Source organism: Clostridiaceae bacterium HFYG-1003, assembly GCA_024579835.1.
In the GTDB taxonomy this organism is placed as follows: Bacteria; Bacillota; Clostridia; order Clostridiales; family Clostridiaceae; genus JG1575.
In genome coordinates this window covers 2,122,394-2,137,887 of sequence record CP102060.1, presented here as the reverse complement: position 1 = coordinate 2,137,887, position 15,494 = coordinate 2,122,394, and the positions used below count along the sequence as shown (strand labels likewise).

12 protein-coding genes are annotated in these 15,494 nt (G+C 52.1%); 10 read left to right on the top strand and 2 right to left on the bottom strand.

Annotated elements, in window-relative coordinates; genetic code table 11:
- Window positions 1-135 precede the first annotated feature (135 nt).
- The 4 genes from NQU17_09645 to NQU17_09630 all read left to right on the top strand — a co-directional run bounded on the left by NQU17_09645 (window position 136) and on the right by NQU17_09630 (window position 5,322).
- Window positions 136-2,238 carry a CHAT domain-containing protein gene (locus NQU17_09645; protein ID UUM10927.1) on the top strand — a complete coding sequence of 701 codons (2,103 nt, stop codon included), beginning with the start codon at window positions 136-138 and terminating at the stop codon, window positions 2,236-2,238.
- A gap of 30 nt (window positions 2,239-2,268) precedes the next feature.
- Entirely contained in the window at window positions 2,269-2,601 is a 333-nt protein-coding gene (locus NQU17_09640) for a hypothetical protein (protein UUM10926.1), read from the top strand.
- A gap of 429 nt (window positions 2,602-3,030) precedes the next feature.
- Window positions 3,031-4,434, top strand: coding sequence for an ISL3 family transposase (locus NQU17_09635; protein ID UUM10925.1), 1,404 nt, complete (start codon window positions 3,031-3,033; stop codon window positions 4,432-4,434).
- Between the two features lie 339 nt (window positions 4,435-4,773).
- Window positions 4,774-5,322, top strand: a complete 549-nt coding sequence (locus NQU17_09630) for a hypothetical protein (GenBank protein UUM10924.1) — start codon at window positions 4,774-4,776, stop codon at window positions 5,320-5,322.
- 534 nt (window positions 5,323-5,856) lie between these two features.
- Here the strand turns inward: NQU17_09630 and NQU17_09625 are convergent.
- Together NQU17_09625 and NQU17_09620 are read right to left on the bottom strand one after the other, a co-directional pair.
- Window positions 5,857-6,087 carry a hypothetical protein gene (locus NQU17_09625; GenBank protein UUM10923.1) on the bottom strand — a complete coding sequence of 77 codons (231 nt, stop codon included), beginning with the start codon at window positions 6,085-6,087 and terminating at the stop codon, window positions 5,857-5,859.
- Window positions 6,088-6,225: 138 nt separating this feature from the next.
- Entirely contained in the window at window positions 6,226-7,230 is a 1,005-nt protein-coding gene (locus NQU17_09620; GenBank protein ID UUM10922.1) for a hypothetical protein, read from the bottom strand.
- A 275-nt stretch (window positions 7,231-7,505) separates the two neighbouring features.
- Here NQU17_09620 and NQU17_09615 point away from each other — a divergent pair, with 275 nt between their 5' ends.
- From NQU17_09615 to NQU17_09590, 6 genes are all read left to right on the top strand, one after another.
- Entirely contained in the window at window positions 7,506-9,065 is a 1,560-nt protein-coding gene (locus NQU17_09615) for a ClC family H(+)/Cl(-) exchange transporter (GenBank protein ID UUM10921.1), read from the top strand.
- Window positions 9,066-9,953: 888 nt separating this feature from the next.
- A complete protein-coding gene (locus tag NQU17_09610) occupies window positions 9,954-11,519 on the top strand; it encodes a sensor histidine kinase (GenBank protein ID UUM10920.1) in 1,566 nt (521 codons plus the stop codon).
- Complete coding sequence (locus NQU17_09605; GenBank protein UUM10919.1) at window positions 11,516-12,211, top strand: response regulator; 696 nt, start codon at window positions 11,516-11,518, stop codon at window positions 12,209-12,211. The genes NQU17_09610 and NQU17_09605 overlap by 4 nt, the downstream gene beginning before the upstream one ends.
- A 52-nt stretch (window positions 12,212-12,263) precedes the next feature.
- Window positions 12,264-13,535, top strand: a complete 1,272-nt coding sequence (locus NQU17_09600) for a 3-isopropylmalate dehydratase large subunit (protein UUM10918.1) — start codon at window positions 12,264-12,266, stop codon at window positions 13,533-13,535.
- A gap of 1 nt (window position 13,536) precedes the next feature.
- Complete coding sequence (locus tag NQU17_09595) at window positions 13,537-14,052, top strand: 3-isopropylmalate dehydratase small subunit (protein ID UUM10917.1); 516 nt, start codon at window positions 13,537-13,539, stop codon at window positions 14,050-14,052.
- Between the two features lie 261 nt (window positions 14,053-14,313).
- Window positions 14,314-15,486, top strand: coding sequence for an NAD-dependent malic enzyme (locus NQU17_09590; GenBank protein UUM10916.1), 1,173 nt, complete (start codon window positions 14,314-14,316; stop codon window positions 15,484-15,486).
- Window positions 15,487-15,494: the final 8 nt, after the last annotated feature.

Here is a 15,494-nt window from a genome sequence, read left to right as displayed (position 1 = left end):
CGGAACCGGATCCATCCCTTCTTCCATCGATGCCAGGGCCGGCCAGATTATTCTGCTCCCAGCGCAGGGAGAGCTGACGAGGCCAGGTTACCGTTTGAAGGATGGAACAGTTCACCCGATGGCACAGGGCTCACCTTGCCGGATGACCCCTTCGAACTGACCGAATCGTTCTCGGAGCTGGCAGCGAACGGAGCACTCCGGCTTTATGCCGGCTGGGTGCCCCTGGAATACAGCATCATCACCTTGCCGGATTCCGTCAAGGCTGATGAGCCCTTCAGTCTGAGGGCAGTCCTGAAGTCCGGGGATCAACCGGTCCCAGGCAGAGAGCTTCTGTTCAAGGTCGGCGGAAATCTCGCCGGCAAGGCGGAAACGGACAGTTCCGGCCAGGCTGCGGTCAGCGGCCTTCGGGTTTCCGGCGCCGGAACCTATCCGGTGGAAGTTTTTTATCTGGCGGATGGTCAGGAGCGGGGCAAAGGCCGGGCGGAACTGGTCATCCAGGCTGCGGCGGCTTTCCCGCTGGGACTGGTGGCAGCAGTTATCGCGCTGGCGATGGGCGGGGTGGTGCTGATGGCAGTGAAACGATCTCCTCGTCCCCCCGAACCTGATCATAAGAAGCCTGCCAGTGATCAGCCGGATAAAGCCGAGTCGGACAAAGCCAAGCCGGACCAGGTAGAATCGGATCAACATCTCCCGATTTCAGGACTTCCGGGCCGGTTTCAGCAGGTTGATATTCCGGCCGATGGCCTTCGCAACACCCCAAACCCTCTGACTTTGGGTCTGGCGAAGGAAATTACTGAATTCAGAGAATCCCTGAGCATTCTGAAACAGCTCGCCCCAAGTGGGGCAGAGTCGGTTCAGCTGAACTTCAAGGTGACTGCGCCGGGTTATGAACAGATGTATGGCCACGCCGCTTATGAATCCGGCAATTACCCGATGACACTGCACCCGACCGGAGAGTTTGAACCAATTCGCTTCGATCTGGTCCCCCAGCTACTGGGAGAACAGGCCATCGAGGTGGAAGTTTATTATCAAGGCAGTCGGGTGGATTACAGCATTTCCTCACCGAACGTGGTGACGCCTGAACAGCTGGCAGCCGCTTCTCCGGGAAAAGCTGCCCAAATCAGGCTGGAGTCTGCTCCGGATCATCTGAAGGATCTGCTTGCGGTTGCCAAAGAACAGCCGAAAGCACTGGTGATTCGAACGATTCAGGTGGATTATCAAAGCCAGGCCAATCAAATCATCTATCGAATATACTCCGGAGAAACGGCCGACCCCCTGGTCTTTCCGATCCGGCTGCCCAACGATCCGGAAGAAATGTATGCCAGAATCCGAGTCTTTACCGAATATCTCGACGAGATCGTACCAGCGGAGGAAGCGCCTGCGGTAGACTGGGAGAATATTTACCTGAACCTGGTGTTTCGGGCTCAGAATCTTTACAGACTGCTTGTTCCCGAGGATATGGCCAGGGTCATTGAAACCTGGGCGGAAGGATCGGTTCTTGTCATCTCAAGCAACGAACAGTGGATCCCCTGGGAGGTATTTCATGACGGGTCGGATTACTGGGGCCGTAAGTTCATTCTGGGTCGCTATCCCCGGAAGGCCGATCATGGTCAGGTCCCGCGACGGGACAGGCCGCAGGGTGGTCAGGAGTTCATCAGTCGGATCACCAACGTCATCGGCGGCCATTTCCGAGACGACACCACCGCACAAAAAGCCCGGGAACTGTTCAGGGCTCTGCCAGGTGTAGTCGTCACCCGGCTGATCGAAGAGACTCTGGCGGACCTGGTCAAAGTTCTGCCGGAAACGAAGCTGCTGCATCTTACCTGTCATGGCAGCGTAACGCATCCCATGCTGGAAATCTCCGGGCAAAGCACAGACTACATGAACCTGAATCTAGACGTCGTTCAGAACCTGCCGGTCAAAGCTGGCTGCTTCATCTTTGCCAATGCCTGCTACTCCAATTCTGCGGTCAGTGTGTTCAAGATTCTGACCAGCTTTGGCTGGGAATTCTACAAGGATGGGGCCGGAATCTACATCGGTACCCTGGCCAAGATACCGGAGTTCTACGCCGGTGAGTTTGCGCACCAGTTCTATCAGGCGATGTTCGCCGGAAATGGCTCCACGGTGGGCCAGGTTCTGCGGGAGGTGAAACTCCGGATGTCGTCAAAGCAGAACACCCACTGGCTGATGTATTCCATGTACGGCGATCCGATCAGGAGCTTCCGGTTGAAACCCTGATCCGGATTTAACTCACGAGGAGAGATTACAATGAGTTTTGATGTGTATTTTGTTACGGCGGATTTGAAAAAAGCCAGGTCCACCCTGATCGACGAACGGCGGATCCTGGAGACCCTGGGTCCCAGTGATGAAGCGGTAGCGATTCATCTCAAGGAACTGTTTCAGGCCATCACCGAGGCTGTCAGACCAACGCTGCAGACTCCCGGTGAACTCATGATCGAACTGAGCGGATCCATCGATGTCAAAGTAGATGGCAGCGTCAAGTTCCTGGTGTTCAACGCCAGCGCGGAAGGCTCGGCTTCGGGAACCATGAAGGTTACGCTGCAGACCAAAATCGAACCACAGAAAAACAGTTCTTTGTAGAACTGCTGCCACTGGCTCTTCGTCTTGACGAGTTCCTGATTTTGACAATGGAAGTGCTCTTCGACAAAGAAAATGCCCGGTTCCTCACCTTCAGAGGAACCGGGATGTTTTTTCAGCAGGCAGCTGTTTATAGAGAAGGTGCAGTCGTCCTGAATCATTCTTCGATTGAGCCAAGTCACCAGGGGTTAACAGCGGAATTTGAAATACGACTCATGGTATGTTTTTGTTTCTCGAATCATATCTCGAATCATATCTCGAATCATATCTCGAATCTCTCGATTAAAAAAGGGTCAATCACAAAACCTGTGGGATTGATCGAATAGATCAATACCTCACGCCGACATAACATTTGATAATAGGACGAGCCCCGCGCTATGATGGAATTGCATCTTGGCGGATGTACAAATCCAAACACAGCGGAGGCTCTGAATGAATTATACACAGGATGAACAAGCTAATACAATCACTGATTACCAAAATTATCTGCACATCCCTTCGTCTCTTATTGGGTTTACTAATACGCATAGTTCACAGCATACTGCCGTTTCCGGTAAAAGTGTGATCCAGTTTCATGGAGTCCTCAAGCTAGATGACACCGATCGCGCCTGCCCCAACTGCGGGGGCTTCATGCACATTAACAATACGTCCTCATGTAGTCTTTGGCACCTGAACTTCGGGCACACTTATACTTCCCTGGAATTCGACAAGAATCAATTACTGTGCCCAACCTGCGGGATCACCAGAGTCCAACAGGTGCCCTTTCAGGCACAAGGTCATCGGATCTCGCAACCACTTTTGCAATACACTAGGGATCTTCTCGCCATCGGAACCTACAACCTCAAGCAAGTCGCTGAGATTACTGGTCTTGGCAAGAACACAGTCAAAGCGATCGACTTGAAACGCCTGGAGGAAATGTACACCCTGGACGGAAAGCTCACCAAGCCCCAGAGGCAGGCAAAGTACCTCAGTATCGACGAATTCAAGCTTCACCGAGGCCACCAGTACGCCACCCACATCATCGACATAGAGACGGGCCATATTCTCTGGATTGCCCACGGCAAGCGCAAGCAGGTCGTCTATGACTTCATTGAGCACGTCGGTCTTGAGTGGATGGACGGGGTTGAGGCAGTCGCCTCTGACATGAACTCAGATTTCCAAGAAGCCTTTGAGGAAAAGTGCCCTCATATCCAGCCGGTCTTCGACCACTTCCACATCGTCAAAAACTTCAATGACAAAGTAGTCGCTGAAGTGCGCAAAGACGAGCAGAGACGTCTCCAGGCCGAGGGCGACTACAAAGCCGCTGAGTCCCTCAAGCGGACCCGGTATATCCTGATGTCATCCCGGGAGACGCTGCAGCGCAAAGACCTGGAGGCTGTGCAGGGCAAGCCCTTGTCCAAAGGCGGCACTCTCTTCCCAAAGGCGATGATTACGCGCTGTCCAGGCAGTGAGGAGAAGTACGACCAGCTTATCCAGGACAATCAGCTTCTGCTCACGTTGGATCTCATCAAAGTGATGCTATCGGAGGCTTACAAGGCCGCCAGTGAGCCGGAGATGGCCGTTCTGATAACTGAGATCATGGAAGTATGCTATGCTTCGAGAAATGACCACCTACGCTGGTTTGGGCGCCTGATGGACCGACACTTTGAAGGGATCATTGCATTTGCGACCTACCGGATCTCTAACGGTCAGATCGAGGGGATCAATAACAAGATCAAGACACTACGACGCCAAGGTTATGGCTATCCAGACGATGAATACTTCTTCCTCAAGTTATTCGATATGAGTCGTAAAACTTACGTAAGGAATCCACCATCCCACAGAATTTATGATTGAGCCTTAAAAAATCGAATTAATTAATAAATAGGGACATCTCGAGTTACGTATGGGAACATTTGGTTAAGGTATGTCGATGAAGATTGAAATAATTTCATTTATGTCAACTAATAAATGAGAGATAAAAATGACAATGAACTTACAAATAGAATTTATAGATTAATTTTATTTGTTTTTGTCCTGACTAAGTAGTATGTTGGTGGAAGATACTCAGAAGCAGGCAATGCTCCCAGATTGAAGAAAGAGCACTGAATGAAAAAAACGGTAGATGAAGCCTTTCTGTGGCTCGAATGTTTATCTTTTTGATCTGGTATCAATCATTCATTTAGAGGTGGAACTATGAAAAAAACACTGTCAATTCTAGCCATGGCTATATTGGTTGGGTGTTCCAACGGAACATCGGGATCAGTACCGGCTGCGAGCGGCAATACAGCGGCTGTCGGAACTTCAATTAGTCAAAGCTCACTGACTCAGATGACCATTGCACAGACTGCAGCGCTGCCATCTGCCATAATTCTGAATGCGGAAGAGTTCGTGGAGAAGCTAAAGGCTGAAGGGATTGAGATTGTCCGGACCGTATCCTATACAGAGGAAACGGACGCCAACAATCTGCTGGGAAGGCCGAATCAGTATACGTCCAAAGTAAATTTCGCCTTGAAAAAAGACGAAGTATTTGAGGGAGAAGATCCGGAAAATACCATCGAAGTCTTTGAGAAGGAAGCGGATGCCCTGGCCAGAAAAAAATATGTTGAAGGAGTATCCAAAAATCTGTCTTTTGCAACGCAATATATTTATCATAACGGGGTATATGTGCTGAGAATCGATAACCAGACGACACCCAAGGAAGCCAGGCGAATTGAAGAAGTTTTCTTAAGAATCACCAGGTAGATCTTGAAACCAAAGAATGAGGCGGATTGGGCATAGTGAATCCAATCAGGAAGTCTCGGACGAACATTTTTAAAAGAAGAACCGTTCAATTGACCTGATTCACCTTCTGTCATGGGAACTGCGGTCAGGACTGGTGGCTGTCTCTTTTTTTGTAATTCCCCCTGATTTCAGCCAGAATACGCTCCAGCAGAGTTCGTATGGTACCGTGAGGAATTGCATTCCTCTTTCTGACGGATCGGACCGCATCATATTTTCCTGATTTTTTTTCTGAAACCTTCAGATCTCTGATTTACCGGATCAGTGGTCTGAAGGTTTTCCAGATGGTTGCGATTCAGTTTGCAGCGGACCAGTTTGCAGCGAACCAATCGGCAGAAATCCAACTGCCCATTTCAAATCAGAAGGTGCTTTTGTTTTGGGGAGATTAAAAACCAAATTTGTTTTTTCTGGCCGGGACATTGTACAATCTCGTCTTTGACACTTAATTGAGCAAAAAACTCTGTAGAGTGGCTTTAGAAGCCATTCTACAGAGTTTTTCTATTTGTCTTTTTTGCGTAATTTCTTGCCTTCCTTGACTTGCCTAAAAATATTTTTCATCATTTTCGAGCTGATGATTTCCCGATCTGTGTGAATACCAGCGACTTCATGGAGTTGGTCTGTCAGATCCGTTCTGGTGTAAGCCGGAATATATCCCTTGTTTCCCAATTTTCGAAAGCTCATTCCTCTCAATGTGCTTATGATCTCACTTTCCGTGTATTCTTCACCCAAGTTTAGCTCCAGGATCCGAAAGATCAGCAGTGACAGGAAACAGGTTAGGAAATGCGCATGAATCCGATCCTCATTCCGCAAGTAGACCGGTCGCGCTTTGAACTCGCTTTTCAGAGTCCGGAAGCATGCCTCAATCCTTCAGCGCTGTTTGTTGATGGCCAGAATTTGTTCAACCTCACCATCCACATTCGTGCAGACCGCATAGAAACCATCGTACCGGGCTTCTTCGGCAATCTTATCTGAATTGATTTGGAGGAGTTCTTTTTCAGCCACTTCTCCTTCCGATGTGCAGTGGGTCGATTCAATGAAGCGTTTAGGATCATTCGACCGTTTGCGATTCACCGTAGAAGGAGAAGTGGCGAGCTTCTCAGCCCGCAAGACCTGCTGGTCCCGAATGTTCTTTTGGTAGTGCTTGTATTTGGGGGAATAGGTCACGACCAGATGCTGTTCCAATCCATTTTCCTTGATCCAGCGCTCCTTGAAGTAGATCCGGTTGTTTCTGGGGCTGTCATGGATCTTTCGGATATCGATCTTGGCATCTATGCTCGAGAGGCTCCAGCCGCTCGGATCCAGCGCCCAGCTTTTCAGATGGTTCACAAGCTGCTTGATGGACTGGGTTACCACATAGGCTCTGTCCTGAATGGCATTAAATTTACGATTGCTGATACTACCCAAGCCGGCATCGGTGCATACAATAAATTTCGAGAGCTCAAAGTCTTTGATGATTCGCTTTTCTAAGGGTTTGAGCGTAGGCTGCTCGTTCTGATTCCCCGGGTTGATGGAGAAAGCCAGCGGCAGGCCACTGCCGTCCATAAAAAGTCCCATCTGGACAAGGGGCGAGGGCTGATGCTGTTTTGATTGGCCATACTTTCTCAGATCATCCTCCTGCTCGATTTCAAAGAAATAGTTCGTGCAGTCATAGTAGAGAACCTTGGTATTGCGATCCACCGCCTTAAGGCTGTTTCGATAGACCTGAGTTTCAATGTCGCTGCTGTGAGCAGCCAGAAGACTCAGGGCACGATACACTTGGTGGAATTCAAAATCCGGCCCTTCAGCGTCAAGTTCCTGGTGTTCAACGCCAGCGCGGAAGGCTCGGCTTCGGGAACCATGAAGGTCACGCTTCAGACTAAAATCGAGCCTCAAAATCATAGCACCTCATAAATTAATAATGCTCTACGGCAACTGATCAGACCGGTCGATGTTCCTGCGGAGGAGATCCCTCCCGGATCACCGGCCGGTTCCATTTCCCATGAGATCCGCAGGTAGAATCCTCCGAATCCTGATCAGGTGAACAAGAACAGGGACAAGGAGGGTATTACACCATCCGTACATAAAGTGTGATGATTGTTTGCAAACATTGGAAGGAGAACAAGAGTATAATTTAAAAGGGAATTTCTAATTGTGTAAGTGAGGTAAGCATGACAAATATTAATAATTATCAGAAAGCCATCCAGCTGCATTCCCGAAAACTTCCGCTGGTTTTGAAGAGTATAGTGGTGGGTTTCAGTGTAAGCATGGTAGTAATCCTGTACCGGCTGGTGCTGTCCCAAGCAGAAGAATGGAGTCTTCTGATCTATGGTTATTTTCGAGACAGAACAGCTCAGATCCCCATATTGTTTCTGATTCTGGGGTTGACCGGTTGGGGGATTGGAAAACTGGTCCGTCAATATCCTATGATCAGTGGTAGTGGAATACCTCAGGTTCGCGGGCAGTTGATGGGGTATTTTGAAAATCAGTGGTTGTCCACTTTGCTCGCCAAATTCTTCGGGGGTGCCGTCTCTATTCTGGCCGGACTGTCCGTTGGCCGGGAGGGTCCATCCATTCAGTTGGGGTCCAGTGTTGCTCAGGGATTGGGCAGCCGTCTGTCGGCAACCCGGACAGAACAGAAAATCCTGATCGCCAGCGGAGCCGGTGCAGGACTGGCAACAGCCTTCAATGCGCCATTGGCTGGAGTAATGTTTGCTCTGGAGGAGATTTTCAGATACTTTTCCCCGGTGATTCTTTTAGCTACCATCCTTTCTGCAATAGCAGGAGATTATTTGTCCAAGGTCATCTTTGGTTTGGATCCGGTGTTTCACTTTTCCATCTCTGGGTCAATGCCGCTGAATCTTTATGGCATTCTCCTGATCCTTGGTGTGGTCGTTGGATTGGCCGGCGCATTGTACAACTTCGTTCTGATCCATACCATTGGGCTGTACCAAAAAGTTGCCAGATTCAATGTTCATCTGAAGACGATTATTCCATTTCTTGTTGCCGGAGTGGTGGGATTGTCGTTCCCAATGGTATTGGGTGGTGGAGAACATATCATAAAGGAACTCAATGCCAGCCGAAGCCTGCAGTGGCTTATCCTGATTCTTCTGCTCAAATTTCTGTTTTCCATGATCAGTTTCGGGTCAGGCATCCCCGGCGGAATCTTTTTCCCGCTGCTTGTGATCGGATCCCTGATCGGGGCAGTCTTTGGCCATGTAGCAATCTCAGCAATCGGAATCGATTCCGAATTGTTTTACCATTTCGTGGTTCTGGCCATGGCTGGTTTTTTCACTGCCATTGTTCGGGCTCCCATCACCGGGATTATCCTGTTGACAGAAATGACCGGATCTTTTCAACACCTTCTTCCCCTGGCAGTGGTGTCAATCATTGCCTATTTGACAGCAGATCTGGTAAAAAGCACCCCGATCTATGAATCTTTGCTGGAGCTGCAGCTGCGAAACCGAGAAGAAAACAGCTGCGAGGAACCAGAATGCCGTAAAATCATTGTGGAAACAATGGTTCATCACGGATCCTGGCTGGAGGATAAAAAGATCAAGGACATCGGACTTTCAACGGGTAACCTCGTGATTGCAATTCGGCGCGAAGGTATGGATTTGACGCCAGGGGGAATGACGACCATTCAGGCAGAGGACATGCTGATTGTGCTGACAGACATTCGGCAAGAAAAGGATGTTCGGGAGATGCTGAGGAAATGGGCAGAAAACTGATATACAGATAAAACAGAGGCCGTCGGATCATGCTCCGGCGCTTGTCTTTCAGATCATGCAAGGATCCAACACGAAGTCACGAAACTGCCCATCTTTATGCGGCAGTTTTTTTGACTTCAATTTTTATTGACCTCCTGACAGGCAGCGACGATTTTCTTTTAGTCCCTGCCCGGGCAATACTGCTTCTGATCCCACCGGATGAGTTCTTCATTTTTGGTGAAAATTGCCATGATTCATGCAGCCAAGGGGGGGAGTCATTTTCACTGAACTGGCATCAGCCAGTTGCATAGGTGGGTCGGCTTTGTGCAATACGATCGTTTCATGCAAAAGTCAGATGATCGGATTCCGCATTGAAATCCGGTGGTTCAAGCTCTTAACAGGAATGATCAGCTCCATCCTCAGGCGTTATCGGTGGAGGTCCCGGGGCCCGCAGAACAGTCGGGGCGTGCTTCCTGTTCCCAAATATCGGTCTTGGGAAGTTGTTGGCAGTCCGGTCTGCAGCGATCCCCTCTCAAACAGCCGATCCCGGGATATCTGAGCATACCTGGGTGATCAGATCACACTCCTTGTCACGGCTGATTCGCTTGAAGCAATATTTGCCCGGGGGTCCTGATGGTTGCGGACCTGCTTGTCATTCTGGGGTCGTTGTGCAGCAAAATGCTCTTCAGGCAGACAGCCTGGGAGAAAAAGTCACTCTGAGGTTCGATCAGGGACTGAGTTGTGTGAGACATGCCCCGGACTTTTTCTCCTGCCGGGTTCAATGACCCGAATTCAATCAAAGACACTGGGTGAAATGAGAAGAGAAAGACAGGGATGCGATAAAAAACGGAAATTGTATTTTCTGACCGGAACATTGTACAATGGGTAAGACTGAAAGGGGAGATTTCTGTGAAACTCGCAACAAAAACCACACTCCTGGTTACACTGATCCTGGTGGTTACACTGGGCAGTCTGGCCGGGTTGTCTTATTACCAGATGAGGCGGATGCTGCTGGAGCAGCTGGAAGACCGCCTGCTGGACACCGCATACTATGCAGCTCAGGACAAGGATGTAAAGGAAGCGCTGCTGTCAGGGGATCCGATCCAACGACAGAAGATCGGTGGGATGGCAGAGGACTGGCGCCGCCGGGCCGGGTTTGACTTCATCGTCGTCATCAATCAGATAGGTATCCGGCTCACTCACCCCGTGGCGGAAAACGTGGGACGTCCCTTTGAGGGGGGCGACGAAGCCAGAGTTCTGCAAAAGGGGGAAAGCTACATCTCAGAGGCCACCGGCACCTTGGGGGAATCCAAGCGGGCTTTTGTTCCGGTCCTGGCCGGAGGCGTGCAGATCGGTGCGGTCAGTGTGGGAACGACACTGGTGGAGATCAATCATCAGCTGACCGCCAAGCTGAATCAGTTTGCCCCCTTTATTGTTCTCAGTCTGGTGATTGGGGTGGGCGGAGCCTTTGCGCTGACGGCCAATATCAAGGAATCCATTTTTGGCCTGGAGCCCGAGGAGATCGCGCTGCTTCTGAAGGAAAAGGAAGCCATTCTCGATCATGTCAAAGAGGGGATCATCACACTGGATGAGCATGGTCACCTGATCCAGCACAATCAGGAGGCTGCCCGGATTCTGAGGCTGGCGGACCAGAGCGCGGAGGGGATTATCCAGTCCCTGCGCCAGGATGTCCGAACCGAATCAGTCCATCCCGGGATTGATCAGGAGCTGACGCTGGGGGATGTGTCGATCCTTTACAAATACTCCGTCCTGAAAAATGCCAGGGGTAAGGTTCTCGGACAGGTCATCAATTTCCGGGATACCACCGAAGTCCGGGAAATGGCGGAGGAGCTGACCGGCGTGAAGCGAATGGCCTGGTCGCTGCGGGCTCAGAATCATGAATTCCTCAATAAGCTTCATACCATCGCCGGGCTGATTCAGCTGAATGAACCGGAAGAGGCTCTGTCCTACATTACCGCCACCGCCCATGGCAACGCCAGCTTCAGCAGTCTGATCACCGAAAAAATCAAGAACGTCAACATAGCCGCCCTGATCCTGGCCAAATACTACAAAGCGGAGGAAAGCCGGGTGAGTCTGGCCCTGGATCCGTCTTCCTGCCTGGAGGAGCAGCCCAGGGGGCTGCGGACCGATGAGATGGAGACTGTGATTGGCAATCTGCTGGAGAATTCACTGGATGCGGTGGCCACGGATGGATCCGGTTCAATATCGCTGCTGATCCGACAGGAGCCGGATCAGCTCATCATTCGGGTGAAAAACAACGGACCGGCGATTCCGGAAGCCATCCGCGAGAAAATCTTTGAGGCGAATTTCAGCACCAAAGCCGGACAGCGTGGATACGGTCTTCACTTCATCCGGCGGATTATCGACAGAAATCAGGGGAAGATCCGCCTGGTTCAGACGGAGGATGTAACCTGGGATATCAAGATTCCGATCAAAGGAGATGTAGTTTCATGATCAAAGTACTGATCGTTGAGGATGACCCGATGGTGGCATCCATTAATGCCCGATTCCTGAAACAGATAGAGGGCATGGTCCTGACCGCAGCCGTGCCGGGGCTGGAGGAGGCAAAGCGCGTGCTGACGCAAGAGCAGCCCGATCTGGTGCTGCTGGATCTGTTTCTCCCTCGCGAAAGCGGGATGGATCTGCTCAAGTGGATCCGGGCGCAGGATCTGTCCGCTGATGTCATCCTCATTACGGCGGACAAAACCAGCACCATCGTCCAGGAAGCCTTTCGCTACGGCGTGGTGGACTACCTGATCAAGCCGTTTACTTTTGACCGGTTCCGGGAGGCTCTGGGGCGCTATCTTCAGCGCAAGGAGGAACTGGAACAGAAAAGCGCTCTGACCCAGGCTGAGCTGGATGAGCTCATCCAGGGAGGCGGTACGTCGGCAGACGACCATGAACTGGAAAAGGGCATCAACAAGTATACCCTGCAGCTGATCCTGAAAGCGCTGATTCTCCATCAGGAGGAGCCGCTGTCCGCCGAAGCCATTGCTGAATCCAGCGGGGTAGCCACGGTGACGGTGCGGCGGTATCTCAACTACATGGAGCGCAGCGGCCAGATCGAGCGGCTCGTGGAATACGGCAAAGTCGGCCGGCCGCAGCACCGCTATCAGCTGCTGCCGCACATGCGTTCTGAAAGATAACGGACCAGCTCATCGGGGATGGGTGAATAAATACTTCACGGGAGAACAAAAGATGCACGCAATCGAAAAAATACTGGCTCGCGGCAGCGGTCAGACCATAGTCAGAACCGGTGAAATCGTGACGGCAAAGGTGGACTTTGCCGAAATCAACGACCTGTACCTGCAGACGATCTACTCCTTTCGGGAAATCGGAGCGACCCATGTCTGGGATCCGGGCCGAGCCGCCTTTGTCTTTGACCATTATTCGCCCTGTCCGACCATCCGGACGGCGTCCAATCATCGGGAAATGCGTGATTTCGCCAAAGAGCAGGGGCTGAAATATCACTTTGACGTGAATGCCGGCGTCTGTCATCAGGTCATGCCCGAGGCCGGACTGATTTATCCCGGCATGATTGTGGTGGCCACGGACAGCCACACGACCACCCAGGGCGCGTTCGGGGCGCTGGGCACAGGCTGCGGTGCCACGGACATGGCCTGCATCCTGGCGACCGGTGAGCTGTGGTTCCGGGTACCGGAGATCATCGAGATCCGGCTGGACGGTCCGGCTCAGCCAGGGGTGTTTCCCAAGGATGTCGCATTGAATGTTCTGGGGCGGGTGAAGGCGGATGGCGCGGTCTACAAGGCGATTGAATTTACCGGCAGCTATGTGGAATCGCTGGACGTGCCCGGACGCATGACAATCTGCAACATGGCTGTGGAAATGGGCGCCAAAACCGCGTATATGCAGCCGAATCAGGCAGTGCTGGACTATGTCAGCGAGCGTGCGGTCAGACCCTTTGACGTGGTGGCGTCGGATCCGGACTTCCGGTTTGACGAATCCTATCTCTTCCGGGTGGATCAGATGGAGCCGGTATTGGCCTGTCCCCATCAGGTGGACAATATTCAACCGCTGGCGGAACTGGCCCGGCAGGACATCCGGGTGGATCAGGGCTATATCGGGAGCTGTACCAATGGCCGGGTCGAGGATCTGGCGGCAGCCGCCCGGGTCCTGAAAGGGCGGAAAATCGCCCCGTACACCCGGCTCATCGTGGTACCGGCATCGGCCGAGGTGATGCAGGAAGCCATGCGCCAGGGTTACATCCAAATCTTGATGGAGGCGGGTGCCACCATCACAACACCGGGCTGCGCCGCCTGTCTGGGTACTCATGAGGGGATTCTGGGGCCGGGAGAAGTCTGCATCACAAGTACCAACCGGAATTTCAAGGGACGCATGGGGTCGAACGAGGCCAGCCTCTACCTGGGCAGTCCGGCGGCGGTGGCAGCCAGCCTGCTGGAAGGCCGCATTGCCGATCCCAGACCTTATCTGAGCCGGGAGGTGAAGTAGCATGGAACGAATCATCAAAGGACCTGTCCTGGTTTTAGGGGACAATATCGATACGGATGTCATTCTGCCCGGACGGTTTCTGGAATTGACGTATCCTGTGGCCATTGGCAGGCATTGCCTGGCCGGCCTCAGCGAGACCATCGCGCCGCAGTTTCCCAAAGGAGGTCTGGTGGCAGCCGGGAAGAACTTCGGCTGCGGCTCCAGCCGGGAGCATGCCCCCATCGCGCTGATTCAGATGGGAGCCGCCGCCGTGATAGCTGACAGCTTTGCTCGGATTTTCTACCGCAATGGCATCAACCTGGGCTTGCCGCTGATCGTCTGCAAGGGACTCAGCAGCAAACTGACCGAAGGAGCGACCGTCACGCTGAACCTGGAAGAGGGAACTGTGACCATTGAGTCCACGGGCGAGATCCTGCCGGCGGAACCCTTAAGCGGCAAGGCGCTGGAGATCCTGCGGGCCGGAGGAATCAAGCCTCTGATGCGCCGCCGGTTTGCCGGTGAATCCGATCCGTCTTAACGCTGCGCCAAGCTTTTTTTATTCGAGGATCGTCCCCTCCGGAGAACCATCGGGGTGGATGATTTTTATACAGAAAGAAATAATAAATGATACAGAGCCGCCGGATTGCACTGAGAACCTGATGCAAACCGGTGGCTCTGTCATTCATTATTCAAAGTAGTTTTTATGAATTTAATAGAGAATAAACCTTCTTAATTCTTTTTGGCTTTTAAACAGTGTTAGGATGGTCACAGAAAAGGATTACGAAACGGGGGAATCAAGATGAACTATTTTGAAGAAAGTCTGAAACTGCATGAAAAGGTTCGGGGAAAGATTGAAGTGGTCTCCAAGCTCAAGCTGGAAAACCGCGATGATCTGAGCCTGGCATATACGCCCGGTGTGGCGGAACCCTGCCGCCGGATTCACGCCAATGAAGAGGATGTCTACAAGTACACCGCCAAGGGAAACCTGGTAGCAGTCGTCACGGACGGCACTGCGGTTCTGGGGCTGGGAGACATTGGTCCCAAAGCCGCTCTTCCGGTCATGGAGGGAAAAGCGATTCTGTTCAAGGAATTCGGCAATGTCGACGCGTTCCCGATCTGCCTGGACACCACCGACGTGGACGAAATCGTCCGGACGGTGAAGCTGCTGTCACCGGGATTTGGCGGCATCAACCTGGAAGATATCGCAGCGCCCAGATGCTTCGAGATTGAAGCGAAGTTGAAACAGGAACTGGATATTCCGGTGTTCCATGATGACCAGCACGGCACAGCCATCGTGGTCCTGGCCGGAATGTTCAATGCACTCAAGCTGACCGGAAAAACCATGGGTGAGCTCAAGATCATCATCAATGGCGCCGGAGCGGCCGGAACAGCCATTGCGAACCTGCTGACGGCAGCGGGTGCTGAAAACATCATCGCCTGCGACCGCAGCGGAGCACTCTGGCTGGGGCGGGAAAAGATGAACGACGCGAAGAATGAGCTGGCGAAAGTCACCAATCCCAACAAGGAGCAGGGCAACCTGGCTCAGGTCATGAAACATGCCGATGTCTTCATTGGCGTATCCATGGCAGACGCGGTCTCTCAGGATATGGTCCGTTCCATGGCCAAGGATCCGATCATTCTGGCGATGGCCAATCCCTCACCGGAAATCATGCCGCACCTGGCACTGGAAGCCGGAGCCCGCATCATGGGTACCGGCCGGTCCGATTTTCCCAACCAGATCAACAATGTACTGGTATTCCCAGGTGTGTTCCGCGGAGCACTGGACGTTCGTGCCCGTGAAATCAACATGGAGATGAAAATCGCGGCGGCCAGAGCCATCGCCGACTACATCGATGAAAAGGATCTGAGAGAGGATTACATCATCCCATCGACCTTGGACAAAAAGGTAGCGGATGCTGTCGCCAAGGCGACGAGCGAGGCGGCCAGAGCGACCGGCGTCGCCAGACGGTAGACAGGACA